This window comes from Arcticibacter sp. MXS-1 (assembly GCF_041902385.1).
In the GTDB taxonomy this organism is placed as follows: Bacteria; Bacteroidota; Bacteroidia; order Sphingobacteriales; family Sphingobacteriaceae; genus Arcticibacter.
The window spans coordinates 3,500,264-3,520,650 of sequence record NZ_CP169244.1; the positions used below are offsets into that span (position 1 = coordinate 3,500,264).

A 20,387-nucleotide genomic window follows, 5' to 3' on the forward strand; every position below is an offset into this window, starting at 1 on the left:
GTGCCAAAAAAGCCAACACTTCATTATTCTTTTTGTTATACTTACAACTGTATTATAAATAATGAGCGTTTAAGTATGAGTAATCAATCGAAAATTATTGCGGCATTGCTAGCGGGAGTAGCAGTTGGTGCAGTCATTGGACTACTATTTTCTCCGGACAGTGGTGAAGAAAACAGGGAAGATTTTGCCGGGTGGGTAAAGGATCTGTATGACTCGTCGAAAGAGAAAGCGGGAGAGTTTGCCGAAAAAAGCATGAATGCCGTAAAGTCGAGAAGAAGCCCCGGAATGCATGGGTTTTCAGACGACGTCGAAAAAACCCTTGGCGTTTAATAAATCAAAAAAGAGTGAGTTAAGTGCTCACTCTTTTCTTAATAAATTTTTTATAATTCTTTCCTTCTCGCCCCTGCTTAACTGATAATTGTATCGGAATAAGGAGCCTTCCCAGTCGCCATAAGTTGCATTCGGCACTACAATAAACCTTCCTCCGAAGCTGGACGCCTGCTGTTGAGTCACTTTCATTCGCTCATCTTCATAAAGTTTATCGAATGCCGAGGAGAAGTCGCTTAAGTTATCGCCAATCAGGAGCACAACATCATATGTTTTTAATACTTGCTGGCGACGAGGCTCCTTGGCGGATGCCGACTGCCTTAATAAAAGATGCTTTTCGTCGGCAAAAGGCAAATTGTAGCGCTTTAAGTTTTGTAAGGTGGCTTCCTGCTCCTTTTGGTCACGGTTGGTGATATAGAACACTTCCACTCCTTTTGATTCAGCATACTTAAAAAACGCCGGAGCGCCGGGTACTGTGTCACAACTTGCTTTACCAGTCCACTCGTACCATGCTTGCTGCTCGAAGTCTTTATCTTTCAATGCCTGAGATACGGCATTAGGGCTGTTGTCAAGAACCGTCTCGTCAATGTCTGTAATCACGGCAAGCGGCCTGCTGCCTTTAGATTTGAGTGATTCGTTTAGTCGCAGCTGGGCCACGTTATATGCCTGAAAGCACAGTGCTTTATATTCTGCTGCACGTTGCTGCCAAAGGGCAGACCATAGTTTTCCCTCCTGAACCAGCTTACTCTGGTTCCTCAATTCGCGCTTTCGCGTACTACAGCCACTGAAAATTAAAAGGATGACACACGGCAAAAGAAGGTTCTTGTATTTCATATCCTGCAAAATGGCAAAGGTATGAAATTATTTAAAGGCCGTCGGCGCAGGGGAGACTGAAAAGAAGGCTCACAATGAAAATCGTAGTGCTTCGCGGTACTGATGGCTCTCTTTGGTCAGCTTATCAAACGTTTGATGCTGATCAGGATCTTCCTCCTGTCTTAATTCGCGCAACGCCCTTTCGTAGGCAATAACCCTTTCGCTATTGATTTCTATAAGTGCACTTAGTATGTCTAAAGTTTTCGGTTTCATCAGTTGTTTTAAGAAACTCATTTATAACAGCGCGTTTTTTATGTTGTTTTTAAAAGTTTTATTTTTTTTCAATCGTTTGTCTGAAAAAAAATCGTACTTTTTGCAGACGAAACGCTGATACAGCATAGTATAAGCGCCGTTGTTGCTATGACCGTTCCTTCACAGCGCAACCTTGATGAAAACATACCTTACTCGCATTTATAATGGAAAACCGGAGATTCCTCTCTTTAGTAAGTTGGCCAGTTTATTCCCGTTATTTCGTATCCCTGCTGCTTGTGGCGGTGGCTACGGTGATGAAGCTTACTCTTTTTGAAACAGTTGGAAGCAAGACGCCGTTTCTGTTATATTTTGCTGTTGTTATCCTGGTGGCAAGGTATCTCGGAAATGGGGTCGCTTTATTTGCCAGCCTGCTCACAACACTCGCTGCCGATTTTTTCTTCTTTCCTCCTTATTATTCGTTTCATTTGTCAGGTGGCGGCGCTATTCAGATCCTTGTATTTCTTCTTGAGTGTTATCTTTTGGCGCTCATCAGCAGTTCGCAGGATAAGGCGGCCCGGAAAATTAGTGATCATCAAAAGATGTTCAGAACGCTGATTGAGAAGGGAACCGACGGGATTATGATGGTAAAGCTCGATGGGAAGATCATTTATAGCAGCCCTTCGGTTGAGCGGATCACCGGCTATCGAAACGAGGAGTTCAACGGCCAGGACTTATGGTCCTTTTTAATTCCCGAGTCCCTGACAGATGTAAAGGAGAAGTTTTATCAGATCGCGTCTCACCCGGGCAGGAGCGAGCATTTTTTGCATCAGCTGAAGCACAAGAACGGACACGTGATTTGGGTAGAGAGCACGGTCACGAATCTTATCAATGAACCCCTGGTCAAGTCGCTCATTGTCAATTTTACTGATGTAACCGACCGGGTTGTGCGGGAGAAGCAAATGGAGGATTTTGTCGGTATTGCATCTCACGAGCTAAAGACTCCGCTGACCAGTTTAAAAGCTTACACACAGGTTCTTGAAATGAGGATGCGTAAGGAAAATAATACCACCTCGGCCGTCCTGGTGAACAAGATCGACAAGCAGATCGACCGTGTAGTGGCCATGATCTTCGATCTGTTGGATGTAACGAAGATGCAGACAGGTATTATGAGCCTTAACCTAAGTCTTTTTGATATCAGCGATTTAGTACGGGAGGTTTCTGACGGTTTTCAGAATGGCGATCATGGCCATGAAATAGCAGTCAATGCAGAGCCTGACGTGCAGTTAAGAGGGGATAAAACAAGGATCTCTCAGGTTCTCAATAACTTAATATCCAATGCCATCAAGTATTCTCCCGAAGCCCGTGCGGTAGATGTCTCTTTACACCGAGAAGGCAATTTCGTGAAGGTATGTGTGAAGGATTACGGGATAGGCATTCCTGAGAATGAAGTAAAGAACGTCTTTAAACGCTTCTACCGGGTGGAGGAAGTCAGGGAATCTTTTCAAGGACTCGGATTGGGCCTATATATCTCTCACCAGATCATCGAACGGCATGGCGGTCAGATGGGGGTGATCAGTGAGGTCAATCAAGGATCGCAATTTTGGTTTACACTTCCCATCAGCTAGACATCCCTTATTTTTGATTAAGAACCGGCAGTTTGGCGGTGCAGGTATTACAAAGCTCTATCGTTTCAGGTTGAAGCTTCTTTTGGTTCCTGATCCTCGTTTTGCTTTCCTGAAGCTTTTCAGCAGCGTCGATTGAATGCGACTTGTGGATGTCACCTTCTTCCTCTGCCAGATCGGAAAGTCGGGAGTAAAAGGCTCTTAAACGATTGAGTTCATCCTCCGTCAGATCTTCAATGTCTACCATCCTGTTGCTGGTATGGCGATTAGCTGCTATCAGCTCGTTTAGTTTTAGCTGCACGGCTTTAGAATCTTTATTTTGTGATTTTTGTATAAGAAAGACCATGAGAAACGTAACAATGGTGGTACCTGTGTTTATCACCAATTGCCAGGTCTCTGAGTAACGAAAGATTGGGCCGCATATAGCCCATGCTAACACCACAACCACCGCTGTAATGAAAGCAGTGGACGTGCCGGTCCACGAAGTGATACGGGATGCAAGCGTATCGAAAAATCCTGATTTTGCTTTAGTGTTCATGTCGGGAAGAGCAATAAGATAAGTAACAGAGAAGCACCCTGAGTGGTTTTAGCATCGCGTGGGACTACAGAACGAAACAGGAGGCCTGCATAGGGCGGGCCTCCTGAGTGCGTGTTATCGCGACTTAATATTTCTCGTTTTGTGTCAGAGTTGGTTTTCCGTTCACAACGCTCAGGTCGATTTGTCGCTGAGGTATAGGATAATACTCATTTTTGCCGGATACGAACTTGCCGTTCCTGACATCCTGAGTGATCTTACCCTGGTAGGCGAAGTATCTGTTGAGTTCTTCCTCTGCAATGCCCCAGCGCACAAGGTCAAAGAAGCGATGACCTTCAAGGGCCAGTTCAATTTTCCTTTCATAATATATTGCCTTTAGTGCCCCGTTCTTTCCCGCGGTAGCAAAGTAACCAGCAGGGTAGGGCGAGACGAGGTAATTAGCAGCCGGCGTAGTGGAGAAGCCCTCCTCGGGCTTGGCATCGTTCTTATACTTATAGAGGATGTTAGCGGGGTCGGCTGCTCTGTTCCTGACCATGTTAACGTATTCCTGAGCCTTGTCGAGATTTCCCATCTGTGCCTCGACCTCCGATGCCATCAGTAAGACATCGGCAAAACGGATAATATGAACGTTGATAGAAGTGCCAGGAGCCCAGGAGCCGTTGTCGTAATCGGTGTCTATGTTCTTTTTCCAATATATATTCTTTTTGGCGGCATAAGCTCCACCATAACTCTGCTCTCTCACCCATGCTTGTCCTGGGTGGTTACCCCAGTCGTGGAACGGTATTCCCCGGCGACCTACGGTCCAGTCGAGACGGGGATCAAGTGTCCCCGCATCAGGAGTAAAAGCCACGTTCGAGGCAATCCCCTGATCGCTTTTCACCGGGTGCTCGTTATACGTGTCAAGGTAGGGAAGGCCGGTGGATGAATTTGTACGGTAGTGGTTTACCAGCTCCTGACTAGGCTGAAAAAAACCGCAGCACCCAAAGGGGCTGTTGTAGGGAAAGTTTAGCATTTCCCCTGAATTTGCGTTGTCGATGTTCCCTGCGACGGCCCTGGCTGCCATCTGAACCGAGAATACGGCTTCCTGATTGACCGACTCAAGAGAGGGGAGAAAGTTGTCTGTCAGCGCTGGCCTCAGGCCGTACTTTAGTCCGTTTGTGGTCACGCCCTGATTTATTACCGCATCAAACATCGGCTTGGCCTCCTGGTACTTATGCTGGTAGAGATAGGCCTTGGCGAGGTAAGCGCCTGCTGCCCACTTGTTCGCTCTGGCCAGGTCTTTCTGTGTCGGCGGAAGGTTTTCATAAGCGAACTTAAAATCGGCTTCGATTTTCGGCCAGATGTCCTCTGTGTTCGGCTGGGTAAAGACGGTAGTGGTTTCATCGATCCACGGCACTTTGTTAAACATCTTCTTCAGCTCAAAGTAGTAGTGACCTCTCAGAAACCGTGCCTGAGCTTGTATGTTTGCGGCGTCGGCAGGGGAGATATCCGTAGCTTTAGCCAGGGCTGTTATGGTAGCATTGCACCGCGTTACACCTTCAAAACAGGCCCTCCATTTGCTGTTAAAAAAGCCGTTGCTTGCATCCGCATAGAAGTTTACAATAGGATCGATACCCGGCTGGTCGCCGCCGAAGCTACCTTTGGAGGCATCGCCACCGGCAACAGATCCGTAGATCCAGTTCGAAGGTGCGGCCTCCCAGGGGTTCGCGGCACCTACACCAACTCCGTCAAGCGCGCCGTACGCTCCTATCAGCAGGGAGGCGGCGCCTGTGGAGTCCTGCATATCTTCCGTTTTAAGTGCGCCCAGTGGATCTTTGTCCAGATAGTCCTCTTTACATGAACTCAAGAGAAGGGCAGAACCTGTTATTAAAACCGAAATAAATAGAAATAGCTTTTTCATCTTCATTAGTTTTTTTTCAATAGGATTAGAATGATGCGTTTACCCCAAATAGAAAAGTACGCGGGCTGGGATAAGAGCCTTCGTCAATGCCAAAGGTATCAGACCGGTACACGCCGTTCGTATTGCCGGTGCTCGATTGTGCAATCTCGGGGTCGAGGCCTGAGTATTTCGTAATGGTGAAGAGGTTGGCACCGGAAACGTAGATTCTTAGTTTCTTGATTTTTAGTTTATTCAGCACGCTTTGCTGCAGCGTATATCCAATCTGCACGTTGCGGAGACGCAGGTAAGAGCCGTTTTCTACGAAGTAAGAGTTCGGCACGCTCTGAGTGCTAAACGATGCCGCACTTTCAATGACAGGGGCTTTGGCATTAGGATTTTCGGGCGTCCATGAATTGTACAGGAGCGTTCTGCTCTTTGCGCCGGTAAAGCCGCCATAGAAATCAGTCCACCACCTCACGTTGTTCCAGATGTCGTTACCCTGGCTGCCATAAAAGAAGGCGCTGAAGTCAAAATTCTTAAAATCTAAGCCAAGATTGAGACCATAGGTAAAGTCGGGGTTAGGATCTCCGATGAAGGTCCGGTCTTCCGCGGTGATCCTTCCGTCTTTGTTGATATCCGCGTAGCGGAACCTGCCCACCTTTACATCGTTCTGGTATACTCCGCCCTGAGCACCGGCGTTCGCCTGATCTATTTCAGCCTGTGAGTCCCAGAAGCCGTCTACTTTGTAGCCAAAGAAAGATCCGAGCGATTGTCCCACGGCGTTGCGCACAAAATAGTTGCCGTTGAAACGCCGGCTGAGAGGAACATCATAATACGGGGTGTTCCCCGACACACTCTTGATCTCATTGTGGTAGGAGGTAAAGGTAGCGGTGGCGCTCAGCTTTATGTCCTTGGATAAGCGAAAGTTGCCTGTGGCCGAAAGGTCGAGTCCGTCATTGAACATTGACGCGATATTCTGATAAGGAGCAGTGGCCTGGCCCTGCGTACCCGGCAATTCCGGATTGAAGAGCATGTCATTGATATCTTTCCGGTAGTAATCGCCGGAAAATTCAATTTTGCCATGGAACAGGGAGGCATCTATCCCAATATTGGAGTTTTTGTCGCTTTCCCATTTCGCGTCGGGGTTCCCGATCCTGTTTTTGAAATAGCCGGGAATAATGGTATTGCCTCCCGTTGTAGGGTAGTAGGAGTTATTCTGGCTGGTGCCGAACGTGGTATAGGCATTATTGGCGGGGAGATTAAACTGGTTCCCCATAACGCCCCAGCCCCCTCTGATCTTTAAGTCTGACAGCCAGTCTATTCCCTTCATAAAGGGCTCTTGTGATATGCGCCAGGCAGCGCTGAAAGCAGGAAACCATCCATAGCGGTGCTTCTCGCCAAACTTGGAAGAACCATCCCTTCTAATGGTAGCGCCGATGAGGTATTTGTCAGCAAAGTTGTAATCAACGCGCCCAATAAGAGAGAACAAGGTTTCATCAAAACGGTTACTGGAGTTGTTGATCCCGCTTGAACCTACATCGAGGTTGGTATAGTCGGGATCAAAGATGTAATAGCCGTTCCTGGATGCCCATAGGTTTCGCCCTGAATTACGGTAAGATTCAGTGCCCACCAGTGCGCGCAGGTGATGCTTGTCGAAGTCCTGACTGTAATTCACGGTGTTGGTCCAGGTATAGTTGTACAGGTTGTTTGCATCGTCGCGATAGGTATTTTGGGTATTGTTCTCGGCATTTTCGTATTCAGGAAAGGTGAAGGATCTTCTGTTAAAGTTCCATGACTCCCCTCCAAAGCTTGTTCTGGCAGTAAAATGCCTGAACAGGTCTACTTCTGCAAAGATGTTTCCGAACAGCCGGTTTGCCCTGCCCGAATTGTTGCGGGTACGTTCCTGAATGGCGACAGGATTTCGTGCATTGCCCAGATCTGGCGCACGTGTTCCGGCAAAGTTCCCTGCAATATCGTACACGGGAATGATAGGCTGCTCTCTGAAGGCCATTCCCACAGCGCTGCCTTCATCCAGTACGTTTGCCCTCGGATTTTCTGTGATGGAATATTCAAGGTTCTCGCCAATCCGGATGTTCTTGCTTACGTTAAACTGGCTGTTCGAGCGGATTGAATAGCGTGTATTAAAAGTTCGTATAAGGGTGCCTTTCTGATTGAAATAGTTGAAAGAGAACAGGTAATTTCCTTGTTCACCGCCTCCGCTTACCGTAAGGTTGTGGCTCTGTATAGGCGCATCTTTGAAGATCTCGTGAAACCAGTCTGTACCCTGTTTATTAGCCTTTGTGATCTGATACCAGTTAGAGGGAATAACGCCGGTATTATACTCCGGGTTTGCTTTGTATCTGGAAGGATCTACAGCCGGATCTCCTTCTTTAAGGCCGCCTGCCGAGCCACCAAGGATATAATCAGGCAAAGTGAAGGTACCTGTTCCATATTGCTTGTTCTCAATTTTCAGTCCGCTGTTTGCCAGTGCCCTCTGGGTCAGTTGCATCATCTCAGTCGGGTTCAGCAGGTCAAAGACGTTTCCGCCCTGCACATACTGCCTGCCCACGTAGGCATCATAGGAAACCTTGACTTTCCCCGATCCTCGCTTGGTCGTGATCACAATAACGCCGTTAGACGCACGTGAACCATATACAGAGGCAGAGCCCGCATCTTTCAGCACCTGAAGGGATGAAATGTCATTGGGATTGATGTCGGTAATGTTCTGTGTGGGGACGCCGTCCACCACATATAAGGGCGTGTTATTTCCGAAGGTGTTAATACCCCGGATGTTGATCTGAGGCTGCTCTCCGGGCTGCCCCGACCCTGTTACCGTGACACCTGCCGCCTGTCCTTGCAGCTGGTTTTCAACGTTAGCCGTAGGCTGCCGGTTCAGGTTTTCCACATCCACTACCGCTACAGCACCTGTCAGATCCTTCTTTCGCTGGGTGGCGTAGCCCGTTACAACTACTTCCCCGAGAGAGCGGCTTTCAGCTGCCATCGTTACATTGACGGTGGTCCGGTTCTGTATCTGCACGCGCTGCCCAACATAACCAATGTACGAAAATATGAGCGTGCCGGCGGGCGGGGCAGAAATGCTGAATTCTCCGCTGGGGCCTGTCAGAGTGCCTTTGGTAGTTCCGGCGACTTTAACGCTCACGCCTATTAATGGCCCCTGAGCATCCGTCACTTTGCCCCTAACGGTGATGTCCTGTCCCCTCGCTACCATGCTTAGGAATAAATAGAGAAAAAAGAATAATGCGGTCCTCTTCCTCTCGGTCGACAAGTAATAGTTCATAAATGGTTAAATTTTAGATGTATAAAAAATTGGTTAATTACCACGACATGGGATCGTAGTCTTATAAAAGTAATATTCTTATTACGTATTTACAAATCTTTCATGCCTGCCAGGCATATTTTTTTGCAATGTTGAAATCTTTTTTACAGTACACGTTAAATAAATCCGCAATTTTAAAGCTATTTCTTTTCGCAATTAATTGCTGTCCGCGCCGGGTCAGCTCATCAGGCACTGATCGGCGGGAGCAGAAGAGGAAACAAGATGAGTTTAGTTTAGTATGAACAAAGAAGATATAGAATTTATCCTAAAATCTTCGATTTCAGTGCAAATTATCCGCCTAAAGAATTCGAGGTGGGTATTGCCATTCCTTTTTTCTGTGTTTAAGGAAGAAAATCGCTTCATCATTGATGAAGGACAGCTCATTCAGCTTCTTACCGACAGGTTAAGCAGTCAGGAGAATAGCCTGGAGGATCTTGATGAGGTTCACATTCAGTTTGGTGAAGATGAGTTAAGCAGAAGCCGTAAACATATCCAGAACTGGGTAGAAAAGCGGATTCTGCAGGATATTCCCGATCCTGAAGGAAATACACGCTATCAGCTGAGTTCCTATACCGAGAAAGTTCTTCAGTGGCTCCAGTCACTGCAGGTCCGTAAGCATGTTGGAACAGAGAGCCGCTTCAAGCTGCTCGTAAACTCCCTTCGTGAGATAGTTGAAAATACCGAAGATGATAAAGCCAGGCGTCTTCAGATGCTTAAAGAACGACGGGCCGAACTCGATAAAGAGATTAAAGCGATCGAGTTAGGTATACGGCCTGAGTTCTATACGAACTCGCAGGTGCAGGAGCGGCTTGACCTCTTCAACCGGCTCTGCTACGAATTGATAGGCGACTTCCGCGAAGTGGAAGATAATTTCAAGCAGATTCACAGGTCGATCGTAGAGCAGCATACGCGTGCAGAGCAGAATAAGGGTGAAATCCTCGGTTTTGCGTTTGAAGCATATGATGCCTTGAGAAAGAGTAATCAGGGCAAGAGCTTTTACGCCTTCTGGGACTTTCTGATCTCGAGAAGCGGACAGCAGGAATGGCAGGAAAATACCGATCAGCTGGTCAGGATGATCACCGAGCGGAATATCGATGCCGATGTCCACTTTATTGAAAATGTGAAGTCAGTGCTTTTCCGGCAAGGCCGGGCGGTGTATGAGGCCAATGATCGAATGGCCGAGAAGCTCAGTCGTATTATCACCGAGAAAGAGATCTCGCGGCATAAGCGCCTGCGCACCCGCATCGGCGCTATTAAAGAAATGGTGCTCAATCTGATCGACCGCGGACAAATAGATGCAGGCATGGAGCTTGATGGCGGACTCGACATCCGCATGCCTATTGATAAGATGCTCACCTATTCGGAGAAAAGGCAGTCGCAGGTAGTCAGGCAGCCGTCAGCGGCTATTGAAAGGGTAGAGGATTTCGACAGGTTTCGCAACCTGTTAAATACGAGCAAGGTTGATAAAAAGCTTCTCTGGAGCCGTGTGGAGTCTATGCTCGCCGGGAAAGATAGCGTAACGCTGCGTGAAATTTTGGAGCAGCATCCGCCTGAGCAGGGCCTCGCAGAGGTGGTCTCATACTTTGATTTTCTTAGAACCAATCCCGGAAAGGTGCTGACCATGGACCTCACAGAAGATATTCCCCTGAACCTTGAAAAGACTAAATACATAGAAATACCTTACTTAATATTTTCACGATGATCAGAGCAAATGCAGGTATTTTACCCTACACATCTGTGTTTATTAAACTCCTGAAAGGGCCTGTAGAATATTTCGATAAAAGTACATGGGAAAAGCTGCTCCTGCATAAGTATGAGCTAACCGAATTCCTGGCTTCCCTCGGCCTGAGCCTGGTGCTGGATGAACAGGATGGCTACGCTGTGGTACGCCAGATGCTCAGCGATGATGAGTCGGTTGAGATCAGCTGGGTGACCCGCCGGGCCTACTCTTACGAGGAGAGTATTCTTCTGGTCTTACTTCGGGAGATGATGGCCGAGTTTGAGATAAGCGAATCGGGATCACGGGAGCTGATCAGGAGGAGACGGGAGATTAAAGAGTACGCAGAGCTGTTTTTCAGGGAAAAGGCGAGCCGCGTAAAGTTCCTTAAGGAGCTGGACAGGCTCATTGACCGCGCGGAAGAAAATGGCTTCCTAAGCCGGGTTGAAGACAGCGAAGTGGAAGATGAGCAAAAGTTTCGTGTCAGGAAGCTGATAAAGGCAAAGGTAGATGAAGATGCGCTGTCGCGTTTTCATGAACAGCTCAGATCCTTCATCGAAGAGCATGAATCGTAGCAGCAATTATTAGGCAGGAATAGTACTATGCAACTGAATGTTTTTAATACCAGCACTGAGAAAAATGGTTTCAGGCTGCAATATATGGAAGTGTTTAACTGGGGAACCTTTGACGCGAAGATCCATTCGATCAAGCCTCAGGGGGAGACCAGTCTCTTGACCGGCTCTAACGGCAGCGGTAAAACCACCTTTATTGATGCCTTGCTGACCCTGCTGGTGCCCGAAAAGAAATACCGGTTCTATAACCAGAGCTCCGGAGCAGAAAGAAAGGGCGACCGTACAGAAGACTCGTATGTCCTCGGAGGCTATGGAACCATCAACACCGAGGGAGGCGCAACCCGCACTTTATACCTTCGCGACAATAAAGACACTGCTTACAGTATTATCCTGGCAGGTTTTGCAAACGAAGAGGAACAGGCGCTCAGCTTTTTTCAGGTTCGGTACTTTGCAGGAAGCGAAATGCGAAGGTACTACGGTATTGCTTTCCGGGAACTGCATATTGAGCAGGACTTTAACCCCTTCGACTTTCAGGGAAACTGGAAGCGTAGGCTCGATCTTGAGAATAACTCGGGGAGCCGCAAAAATATCGAGTGGTTTGATTCTGCTACCAAATACGCGCAGCGCCTGGTTTCAGTCCTCGGCTTGCAAAGCTTGCAGGCCCTTCATCTGTTTAATCAAACTGTAGGAATTAAAGTGCTTGGCAACCTGGATGAGTTCATCCGGACCCACATGCTTGAGCCCCGCAATATGGAGGAGGTTTTTCAGGATCTGAAGTCGCACTTGTCTCTTTTGCTCGATGCTCAAAAGAATATCGAGAAGTCTGAGGATCAGCTTCAGCTTCTGGCACCAATCAGAGCACACTACGAAAAGTACGCTTTACTGAAAGAAGAACTGCAGGTGATTGAGCAGGAACTCGACACCGGCACAAGCTGGAAAAAATATACAGAGTTCCGCCTGCTCGAAGAGGCGATCGTAAAAGCGGAGCAGGGAATATCAGAGATCCGGTCGGAGATCGCCGAGCTGGAAGAGAGCATGTCGGTGCTTGAAGAGAAGGAACATGCGCTGAGGTTGCAGATCGAGGGCAGCAGCGTGGGGCAAAGGCTGATGGGACTGGAGAAGGAGATCAACGGGCTGCGCCGCGAAAAGGAAAAGCGTGAAAAGAATATCGGGGAGTTCAGAAAGTGGTGCACCGTACTGAATATTATTGATGATTTCCCTGCCGACGATCAGGCCTACCGCAGGATCCTGAAGGAAGCCGAGAAGGTGTACAGGAACCTGGAGGAGGACAAGCGGCGAAACGAGGATGCTCTGTTTACAGCCCGGAAGAGTTACGACGAGAGCAGGCAGCGCGAAGCGCAGCTAAAGGACGATATTGGATTGTTGCATCACTCCAGGAGCAATATCGACACAAGGCTCATTGAGTTAAGGGCAGAGATCTGCCGCCAGTTAAGGATACATCCTGAAGATATCATGTTTGCCGGAGAGCTGATGCAGGTGAAACAGGAGGAGCTTCAGTGGAAGCCTGCCCTTGAGAAACTGCTGCACTCATTTGCGTTGCGGCTTCTCGTGCCCGAGCAGCACTACAAGCGGGTCACCGACTACGTGAACCGGAATAACCTTCGGGCCAAGCTTACCTACTATCGGGTAAAAGATCCGGCGTTTACCATGCTTGCCGATACGGGCACTGTATTCGAAAAAATAGAGTTTAAACCCGATCATCCTCTTTCTTTCTGGGTTGAACAGCACCTGATCCGCAACTTTGATTATTGCTGCGTAGAAACAGCGGAGGAGTTGAGGCAATTTGAAAAGGCAATCACGCCTAATGGCTTGATTAAGAATGGCGACAGGCATGAAAAGGACGACAGGCCCGACAGTAATAATGCCTCGCGTTATGTGTTAGGGTGGAATAACGAAGAGAAGGTAAAGGCCTTGCTGGAAGAGCGGAGCGCCATTACTCTCCAGATGAATGCCGACCAGGAGAGCATCAGCCGTTGTAAGGAGAAGTCGAAACGACTGGAAGGTGAGGCCTATGTATGTAAACGCTTACTTGAGTATCCGGGTTTTACAGATCTCAACGTCAGTAAGACAATTCAGGCTATCAGCAAAGCCGAGGTGCAGATAGAAGCCCTCAAGAAAGATAATAACACGCTTCAGTTGCTCAAGGACGAGCTGACTGATTTGACCCTGCAGAGGAAAAAGATGATTGCCGGTCGAGACGTGCTGCTGGGCAGACACAGTGTTGAAGAACGCGACCTGAATGGTTTCCGAACCAGAAAGAGGAATATCGAAGCGTTTATAAGCATCCTCAGGGAGGAAGATATGGAGGTGATCAGAGAGTTTGAAACGAGGAGCGGGTTTGATGTAGCGTCGTTGAATGAAGCGAATCTGGAGGAAGTATACGAGAGATGGCGACTCAAGATTGGAATGGCAAAAGACGAGAAGGACAGGGCCGCAAGCAGGGAAAAGAGCGAGCTTACTTTCGCAATTATCAAGATGAAACGTCCCTCGGCCTCCCTTATACAAAAGTACCCCGACTGGAATGCCGATCTCCAGCAGTTCTCAGACAGCAGCGAGCATGCCGGTGAATTTCTGGAGTGGGAAGACAAGCTCCGAAACGAGAACTTGCCTCGCTTCAAGAAAGAATTTGAGAACTACATTAACGACACTATCACCTACAAAATCGGCGGGCTTAATGAAGAACTTGAAAAATGGGAGAGGGATATCAGCACAACCATCAGCAAGCTGAATCATTCTCTCAGTGCTATTAACTTTAATCGCCTGCCTGAGACCTATATCCAGTTATCAAAACGGCCGGTACCTGCAGGAACAGAGATCAGGGAGTTCAGGGGCATGCTGCTTGATGCCCTTCCTCAGGCCGTGAACTGGCAGCAAAGCCCCTACGAGGATAAGGCGCTGCATTTTCGCCAGAAGGTGCACCCGCTGATCAAGCTCCTGGATGAAAATCCGGCTTACCGCGAGCGGGTTACCGATGCCAGGAACTGGTTCGAATTCTGGGCAGAAGAGAAGTTCAGGGAAACCGGTGAGGTTAAAAAGGTTTACCGCCAGATGGGGCAGCTGTCAGGAGGGGAAAAGGCACAGCTTACCTATACAATTCTTTGTAGTGCCATTGCCTATCAGTTTGGCATCACGAGAGACAGTAAAAGCAGTAAAAGCCTCCGCTTTATTGCCGTTGACGAGAGCTTCAGTAATCAGGATGAAGAGAAGGCAACCTACCTGATGGAACTGTGCAAACAGTTAAATCTTCAGCTCCTGGTAGTGACCCCAAGCGATAAGATCCAGATTGTGCAGGACTTTATCGCTCACGTACACCTGGTTCAGCGTGTAGAAAATCGCCATAGCGTTCTTTATAATATGACCATAAAGGAATTGCAGGAGAAAATGGAAGAACTGGTAACATCAATTAACCCGTAAAAAAACGATATCGCAAATTATCTATGAAAATTGCACTAGCATCACCTCCAATTCCAAAATCTATCGCTGACGGACTTCACTCCCTCGAAAATCTAGTCAAAGCAGCAGCGGCGAACGCGAAAATCATTTGTTTTCCTGAGTCGTATTTGCCCGGATATCCGGGAATGGGATACGATAAAGAGGACCGCTCGCCGCAAAGCCTGCAGTCAGCCCTTGACAAAGTATGTGAAATTGCAGCGCAGAATGCTATTGCCATTATCGTTCCGATGGACTGGCACCATGCCGATGGTCTTCTCAATCTGGCTTATGTTGTGTCAGAAAGAGGGGAGGTGCTCGGATTTCAGACCAAGAATCAGTTAGACCCCTCCGAGGACACCATCTGGATCCCGGGTAACGAGCGGCGGGTCTTTGAAGTCGATGGCCTGAAGTTCGGGATAACGATCTGTCACGAAGGATTTCGCTATCCTGAAAGTGTCAGGTGGGCGGCAAGGCAAGGCGCACATATTGTATTTCATCCTCATTTTGCAGGAAGTGATACCGAAGGGAAAACGCTTATGGAGTGGGGCAATAAGGATAATCCCTACTACGAGAAAGCAATGATGATGAGGGCTCTGGAGAATACGATCTACTTTGCCAGCTGCAATTATGCTTCCCGCTATCCTGAGTCTGCCAGTGCAGTGATTAGTCCTGAAGGGACCTGCATCGTGCATGCAGCATACGGGCAAGCCGGCATTATCGTTGCCGATATTGATCCTTCTCTGGCTACCGGTTTACTTGCCAAAAGATTGAGGGGCCAAAGCTGATCTGTCATTGCCAGAAATACGACGCAGAACCAGTTTGCTCCCAAACCGAAAATCAGGGCCCGGTGATTGAAGGGTTCGCTCCTGACCGCGCTCGGAGTTTCATCCGGGATGGCAAGGCACACCTTTTGCAATCCCTTTACACATCTTCGGGGCGTCTCGTAGAAGTACCGATGCATTGCCGAAGGAGTACCGAAGCAGCTCGCACTACAGGCAGACCATGTTCCGAACCATACTTTCGCATGTCATTTTAAGAGTCCGAAAAGAAAATTATTTTCCTGGTTCGCAGGCCCTGGTCCCAAGGGGTAGAATAGCGATCTCGAACGGGCTTGCACAGAGTTCTCTAGAACGCCCCCTGATCCGGGATCTGGACCAAAATCTGTGGACTAAGCAAATAATTTCATGAGTCTGAAGAGGAAAAAATTAACATTTCCTACCCCTCGGTACTGAGCTCTGAAAGCCTTAATTTTGGCATTGAAAGATTCGGCTGAAGCGTTTGTACTTCGGTTATCAGAGTAGTTCAAGATATTGTTGTGGTGGAGATTGATGGTTCTGGCAATGGTATTAAAAGATTTAAAGCCGGATTGCTCCACCTTCTCGTTCCACCGGGCCAGTCTTGCAAAGGCGTAGAGCTTATCTTTGGTGTTGCTGAATATCCAGGATAAGCCCCGGGTTAGCTGATAAGCTTTTTCCAGGGAAGGATATCGTTCAAAGAGCAAGGAAGCCCGCTCTGCCTGTTCAGCACTCCAGTTTTGTTGGTCCTTGTAGAGCAGATAGCGGCTTCTGGCCAGTAACTGCTTCAAGGTATCGCCATTGGATAGTATTTCAGGTGAATAGTTTGTTTTAGTTGCTTTGGCTTCTTCCAGAGCCTGATTCTCTGCATCAATGGCTTCCCAGCGGTATTTGATCCGTATTTCCTGTAGCGCTTCTGTGGCTAACTGCTGCACATGAAAGCGATCAATGACCTGCGAGGCCAAAGGAAAGCACTTTTTAGCGATCAAACTCATGTTACCAGCCAGATCCAAGGTGATCTCTCTGACCTTATTACGAAGTCTTTGGGGGATCTTTTGAAGCAGTGGAATGATGTTCTCCGAACGGGTACCTTCCATAATAGCAACCAGAGTGCCCTTTTTGCCTCTAGCTTCTTTATTGGTGACCACCGTATAGAGCTCACCCTGGGAAAGACTGGTCTCATCTATAGAGAGATAAGGACCGATGTTCTGTGGGAAGATCAAGCCTTTACGGGCATCGGTACGGTGCTCCCAATTCTTGTATTCACTGAGTTGATCGCGATAATAGCGCTGCAGCTTCTTGCCTTTGATCCCGTAAAAGGAGGCGATCGTCTGCAGACTATGTGGCTGGGTATCGACTGATTGCTTTTAAAAAAGCGGCGAAATCACTGGTGATCCGCGTTCCTATTGCTACAACATTCCAATCTCGGTGAACGACCTTACCTGTGTCCAGATTCCACCATCTACGTCGCTTAACATGCAAATACACTTCCTGTCCCCGTATGGGAAAGTCCTGCAGAATCACTTCATCAAAGAAGCCTTTGGAGAGTAACTTGTTGGTCTTATATTCTACCGGAATGGAGTTGATCTCTTCCAGGTAAATATGAATCCCGGTAGTGTCTTTTTTATGATCTGTCAACTGGAAATAATCGGATACCCCTTCAGGGATAATCAAGGGAAGTAGGGCTTTAAACGACTCGTGCATCTATCTAATTTCTGCACGCTAATATCTTACTTTTACTCTTCTCTCCACAACTTTTGTCCCTGTTCCCTGATCCGGCAATTTCTGTCGCGGGGCGCATAAAAAAAGGTCAGACACAAATGAATATGTCTGACCCTACATCTACCTATGAAAAATGTTGCCTTGGGGCAGCAACAATTACTGATACAAATATGGGGTCATATTGGCTGGAAAAAAATGATCTGAATACAGAAAAAAACTGATTGTAGTCAGTGTTTGTGCCGCAAACAACACAATCATGAGCTGCAGGCACAAACGGGAGATAATTTGCGTGGATATTCTTTGTGCCTTTAAAGAACAAAAACAATTTTAAAAACAAAAAAAGGCAGCACGCTGGCTGCCTAATGAATCATCAAAAAAGAGAAAATCTTAGTCGTGTCCTTCTACTTTAACGATCTTATTATAGATACCGAGAAGGAGAAAAGGAGCAGCCCATTGTCCTACGAACAAGGCCGTATGTTTTCTTCCAAGGCATTTTAAGGTGAGAGATACTCCCATCGATGCAAGAGAGGCCCAAAGGAATACGTCTGACGGTACTTTTGCAGTCTGTTCTTCGATAGCTGAGGCCACTTTGCCTTCGCTGTGCTGTGGATTGAAATTCGCCATAATATTTTATATTTTTCTGTTAGATGTTAGTATAACAACAAGTTCCGGGTGGTATTGTTGAATATTTTTTAACTTTTAGTAAGAAGCAGGAGCCGGCTGCGCTCCTTTCAGGCGTACTACAGTACGGTTGATATAGGGCGAAAGTGCGATGATCACCATGATGATCGCGATCAGAAAGCAGAGCATCCGGTAGTAGTCAATCGCGTAGAGCAGCTGGGTCTGCGTATCTACCGACCGGTTTAGCAGAACCTGTGCTGCCCTTGAAGCCTCATCGGCAGCAAGCCCCTTCGAATGCACCATCTGCTCATAGTGCTGCAGTTTTTCAATACTGAGTGGATTGGTTGCAGTAACTTCCTGCCTGAAACTCTGATAATGCCTGCTTTTATCACTCAGCTGGAAAAAGTTGATGAGACTGAGACTGAGGCAAAATCCGATAAACCTGAAAAAGATGCCGGCACCTGAGGCTGAAATGCTGCTGGCTGCGGGTACCGATGATACCACAAAAATAACGAGCGGCACCAGAAGCGTTCCACTACCCAGGCCCTGTATCAGCAGGGGCAGGATGTACTGGCTGTCATCGGTCGTGCTCGTAAAAAGGAAACTCATCCACAAGTGAAAGATGAACATAAAGGCAAAGCCAACTAGGAAGATCTGCCGGATAGGCTTTCCCAGCAACACCGCTCTTGCAACCACTGCAGTGGCGACGATGATGCCGGCCAGATTGGCGAGCATAAGGTTGGAGATATGAATGGGATCAGTCCGGAGAACGGCACTGAAGTAATTCGTACTGATGCTCAATGACCCGCGGCATACATAGAGAGGAATGAGCAGGCAGGCGCCAAGTACATAATTTTTATACCTGAAGACACCAATTTCAATAAACTGTCTCTTTAAACCCTTCTGCCGGAGAAAGAAGAGGCAGAGTACAACAACGAACACGATGATCGCAGCCCGGATGCGCCAGTCTTCGAGCCAGTTAAGGGTCTGTCCGTATATAAGTGCATAGCCGGCACTGCAGAAGACCAGCAAATAGAGGACATAACTTTTCCAGTCGAGCTGATAAAGTGGAAACTTCTTCCTCAGCCGTATATCATTCATCATCAGGGTAAGGAGTATGGCAGGCGGCACCAGCATGAAGATCATCAGTTTGTAAAGTGCGGCCAGATCATAGTGATCAAGCACGCGCGAGGTGATGAGCATGGTAAGGGGCGAGGAACAGAGGAGCAGCCCGTAGAAATAGGAGTAGCCGATAACCCTGGATCGTTCGCTGGAAAAGCGGCTGAAGAGGAGGGTGATACAGATGGTGTTCACACCGCCGTTGAAGACTCCCTGAAGAAAGCGGAGTATGAAGAACGCGGTACCGCTTCTTGCATAGTAGCATCCGGCTGAGGTGGCGATGAGCAGGAGAACCCCAATGATGAAGTAGTTGCGGCTGGCCAGGTAGCGAAAGAACCGTTTCTCAAGCGGATAGAAGCTGGCCAGAGAGGCATAGAACAGCACGACAGAAAATTGCACGTCCTGCGGCTCTATGCCGTAATAACCGGCTGTACCGCTGGTATTGGTCGTAAAAAAACCGAAGAGTGAGACCGACGGAAACATCATCAGAAGGATCGCCCATTTGATCATCCAGTCGGGTACCCACGACTTAAAGATTGGAATCTCGTTACTCATGTTCTTTTTCGTCCTTTCTGAGTGACACCTCTGCATTCATACCTGCACGCAGCGGCTCTATTGTCTTTCTGTCGTCAGTGAGCCTGATCTTTACTGGAATACGCTGCGTAATCTTCACAAAGTTCCCGGTTGAATTATCGGGCGGCAAAAGGGAGAACCTGGCACCCGTTGCAGGAGAAAGCGACTCTACTCGTCCGTGATAGACGACACCAGGGAAAGCATCGGTCTCTATATCGGCGCTCTGCCCGATACGCATATTTCTGATCTGAGTCTCCTTAAAGTTAGCGATCACCCATTTGCCCTCCTGGCGGTCTACTATATAGGCAAGCGTTTGTCCGGGCTGGATCTGCTGGCCTGTCTGGATCGTCCTTCTGCCCATCTTTCCGTCGTACGGGGCCGCGATGACGCTGTAGGAAACATTCAGCTTGTTTCGGCTCAGGACTGCCTCGCGACGCCTGATCTCCGCCAGGGCGGCGCTTTGCTGCGACTGCACATCCTGTACCTTCGAAAGAGAGGCCTGATAATTTTCGATGCTCGACTGATACTCAGCCCGCGCCACATCCAATGCCGTTTTCACATTCTCGAACTGCTGCCCGGTGACCGACTCCGCATCGTACAACCGCTTGTAGCGCTTGTATTCCTGTTCCTGCTTCCATAGCCGTGCTTTGGCAGCTTCTACCTGAGCACTGCTTACCTTTGAACCCGTCTGAGATGTCCGGATGTTGCTCGACAGGATTTCTATCTGCGCTTTAGCATTCATCAATGCTGCTTCTGCCTCCTGCTCCTGGGCCAGGTATTCGTTGTTGTCGATCACGATCAGCGTGTCGCCTTTTTTAACGTCCTGATTTTCCTCGTATCGGATCTCCTTGATGAATCCGCCAACGCGGGACGTCACTGGATTGATGTATTCTTCAACCTGCGCGTCATTCGTTTCTTCATACGTCCACATTTGCCGGAGCGAAAGGCAGCCCCAGACTACCAGGGCTATCAGTACGAGCACCGCGATCTGTCCCGTGATCTTCGTGATCATCACGTCGGTGTGTGTATATTTATTTTTCTTTTCTGCCAT

At 48.1% G+C, this 20,387-nt stretch carries 16 protein-coding genes; 6 read left to right on the forward strand and 10 right to left on the reverse strand.

All coding sequences use genetic code 11. From position 1 onward, the window contains the following. Positions 1-75: 75 nt before the first annotated feature. Positions 76-330, forward strand: a complete 255-nt coding sequence (locus ACES2C_RS15125; protein WP_374163918.1) for a YtxH domain-containing protein — start codon at positions 76-78, stop codon at positions 328-330. A gap of 27 nt (positions 331-357) precedes the next feature. Here ACES2C_RS15125 and ACES2C_RS15130 read toward each other — a convergent pair whose 3' ends face one another. Both ACES2C_RS15130 and ACES2C_RS15135 read right to left on the reverse strand, forming a co-directional pair. Then, positions 358-1,161, reverse strand: coding sequence for a 5'-nucleotidase, lipoprotein e(P4) family (locus ACES2C_RS15130; RefSeq protein WP_374163919.1), 804 nt, complete (start codon positions 1,159-1,161; stop codon positions 358-360). A gap of 69 nt (positions 1,162-1,230) precedes the next feature. Then, the gene (locus ACES2C_RS15135) at positions 1,231-1,413 is read right to left on the reverse strand and encodes a hypothetical protein (protein ID WP_374163920.1); all 183 of its coding nucleotides are present in this window, start codon (positions 1,411-1,413) and stop codon (positions 1,231-1,233) included. Positions 1,414-1,616: 203 nt separating this feature from the next. Here ACES2C_RS15135 and ACES2C_RS15140 point away from each other — a divergent pair, with 203 nt between their 5' ends. Continuing rightward, a complete protein-coding gene (locus ACES2C_RS15140) occupies positions 1,617-3,017 on the forward strand; it encodes an ATP-binding protein (RefSeq protein WP_374163921.1) in 1,401 nt (466 codons plus the stop codon). 7 nt (positions 3,018-3,024) lie between these two features. Here ACES2C_RS15140 and ACES2C_RS15145 read toward each other — a convergent pair whose 3' ends face one another. From ACES2C_RS15145 to ACES2C_RS15155, 3 genes are all read right to left on the reverse strand, one after another. Beyond that, positions 3,025-3,552 carry a low affinity iron permease family protein gene (locus ACES2C_RS15145; protein WP_374163922.1) on the reverse strand — a complete coding sequence of 176 codons (528 nt, stop codon included), beginning with the start codon at positions 3,550-3,552 and terminating at the stop codon, positions 3,025-3,027. A 124-nt stretch (positions 3,553-3,676) separates the two neighbouring features. After that, entirely contained in the window at positions 3,677-5,449 is a 1,773-nt protein-coding gene (locus tag ACES2C_RS15150; RefSeq protein ID WP_374163923.1) for a RagB/SusD family nutrient uptake outer membrane protein, read from the reverse strand. A gap of 25 nt (positions 5,450-5,474) precedes the next feature. Continuing rightward, positions 5,475-8,726, reverse strand: coding sequence for a SusC/RagA family TonB-linked outer membrane protein (locus ACES2C_RS15155; RefSeq protein ID WP_374163924.1), 3,252 nt, complete (start codon positions 8,724-8,726; stop codon positions 5,475-5,477). 277 nt (positions 8,727-9,003) lie between these two features. Here ACES2C_RS15155 and ACES2C_RS15160 point away from each other — a divergent pair, with 277 nt between their 5' ends. Genes ACES2C_RS15160 through ACES2C_RS15175 form a run of 4 tightly spaced genes read left to right on the forward strand, consistent with a single transcriptional unit; the run spans position 9,004 to position 15,292 of the window. Next, a complete protein-coding gene (locus ACES2C_RS15160; RefSeq protein ID WP_374163925.1) occupies positions 9,004-10,467 on the forward strand; it encodes a DUF3375 domain-containing protein in 1,464 nt (487 codons plus the stop codon). Continuing rightward, entirely contained in the window at positions 10,464-11,057 is a 594-nt protein-coding gene (locus ACES2C_RS15165; RefSeq protein ID WP_374163926.1) for a DUF4194 domain-containing protein, read from the forward strand. The genes ACES2C_RS15160 and ACES2C_RS15165 overlap by 4 nt, the downstream gene beginning before the upstream one ends. Positions 11,058-11,084: 27 nt before the next feature. Next, on the forward strand, positions 11,085-14,489 hold the full coding sequence (locus ACES2C_RS15170) for an ATP-binding protein (protein WP_374163927.1): 3,405 nt from the start codon (positions 11,085-11,087) through the stop codon (positions 14,487-14,489). A 23-nt stretch (positions 14,490-14,512) separates the two neighbouring features. Next, positions 14,513-15,292: a carbon-nitrogen hydrolase family protein gene (locus tag ACES2C_RS15175; RefSeq protein WP_374163928.1), complete on the forward strand. Its 780-nt coding sequence runs from the start codon at positions 14,513-14,515 to the stop codon at positions 15,290-15,292. A 383-nt stretch (positions 15,293-15,675) separates the two neighbouring features. On the opposite strand, the gene ACES2C_RS15180 is transcribed toward ACES2C_RS15175, so the two are convergent. The 5 genes from ACES2C_RS15180 to ACES2C_RS15200 form a co-directional block, all read right to left on the reverse strand. Then, positions 15,676-16,524: a transposase gene (locus ACES2C_RS15180; protein ID WP_374163929.1), complete on the reverse strand. Its 849-nt coding sequence runs from the start codon at positions 16,522-16,524 to the stop codon at positions 15,676-15,678. 115 nt (positions 16,525-16,639) lie between these two features. Next, complete coding sequence (locus tag ACES2C_RS15185) at positions 16,640-17,005, reverse strand: transposase (RefSeq protein WP_374163170.1); 366 nt, start codon at positions 17,003-17,005, stop codon at positions 16,640-16,642. A gap of 405 nt (positions 17,006-17,410) precedes the next feature. Then, a complete protein-coding gene (locus ACES2C_RS15190; RefSeq protein WP_374163930.1) occupies positions 17,411-17,647 on the reverse strand; it encodes a hypothetical protein in 237 nt (78 codons plus the stop codon). A gap of 75 nt (positions 17,648-17,722) precedes the next feature. Further along, positions 17,723-19,318 carry an MFS transporter gene (locus ACES2C_RS15195; RefSeq protein WP_374163931.1) on the reverse strand — a complete coding sequence of 532 codons (1,596 nt, stop codon included), beginning with the start codon at positions 19,316-19,318 and terminating at the stop codon, positions 17,723-17,725. Then, on the reverse strand, positions 19,311-20,387 hold the full coding sequence (locus ACES2C_RS15200; RefSeq protein ID WP_374163932.1) for an HlyD family secretion protein: 1,077 nt from the start codon (positions 20,385-20,387) through the stop codon (positions 19,311-19,313). The genes ACES2C_RS15195 and ACES2C_RS15200 overlap by 8 nt, the downstream gene beginning before the upstream one ends.

Bases quoted from the DNA above. Each gene is read 5' to 3' on its own strand.
- ACES2C_RS15125 (WP_374163918.1), top strand. From the start codon at position 76: ATGAGTAATCAATCGAAAATTATTGCGGCATTGCTAGCGGGAGTAGCA.
- ACES2C_RS15145 (WP_374163922.1), bottom strand. From the start codon at position 3,552: ATGAACACTAAAGCAAAATCAGGATTTTTCGATACGCTTGCATCCCGT.
- ACES2C_RS15165 (WP_374163926.1), top strand. From the start codon at position 10,464: ATGATCAGAGCAAATGCAGGTATTTTACCCTACACATCTGTGTTTATT.
- ACES2C_RS15155 (WP_374163924.1), bottom strand. From the start codon at position 8,726: ATGAACTATTACTTGTCGACCGAGAGGAAGAGGACCGCATTATTCTTT.
- ACES2C_RS15200 (WP_374163932.1), bottom strand. From the start codon at position 20,387: ATGGCAGAAAAGAAAAATAAATATACACACACCGACGTGATGATCACG.
- ACES2C_RS15190 (WP_374163930.1), bottom strand. From the start codon at position 17,647: ATGGCGAATTTCAATCCACAGCACAGCGAAGGCAAAGTGGCCTCAGCT.
- ACES2C_RS15160 (WP_374163925.1), top strand. From the start codon at position 9,004: ATGAACAAAGAAGATATAGAATTTATCCTAAAATCTTCGATTTCAGTG.
- ACES2C_RS15185 (WP_374163170.1), bottom strand. From the start codon at position 17,005: ATGCACGAGTCGTTTAAAGCCCTACTTCCCTTGATTATCCCTGAAGGG.
- ACES2C_RS15130 (WP_374163919.1), bottom strand. From the start codon at position 1,161: ATGAAATACAAGAACCTTCTTTTGCCGTGTGTCATCCTTTTAATTTTC.
- ACES2C_RS15140 (WP_374163921.1), top strand. From the start codon at position 1,617: ATGGAAAACCGGAGATTCCTCTCTTTAGTAAGTTGGCCAGTTTATTCC.
- ACES2C_RS15170 (WP_374163927.1), top strand. From the start codon at position 11,085: ATGCAACTGAATGTTTTTAATACCAGCACTGAGAAAAATGGTTTCAGG.
- ACES2C_RS15195 (WP_374163931.1), bottom strand. From the start codon at position 19,318: ATGAGTAACGAGATTCCAATCTTTAAGTCGTGGGTACCCGACTGGATG.
- ACES2C_RS15135 (WP_374163920.1), bottom strand. From the start codon at position 1,413: ATGAAACCGAAAACTTTAGACATACTAAGTGCACTTATAGAAATCAAT.
- ACES2C_RS15175 (WP_374163928.1), top strand. From the start codon at position 14,513: ATGAAAATTGCACTAGCATCACCTCCAATTCCAAAATCTATCGCTGAC.
- ACES2C_RS15150 (WP_374163923.1), bottom strand. From the start codon at position 5,449: ATGAAAAAGCTATTTCTATTTATTTCGGTTTTAATAACAGGTTCTGCC.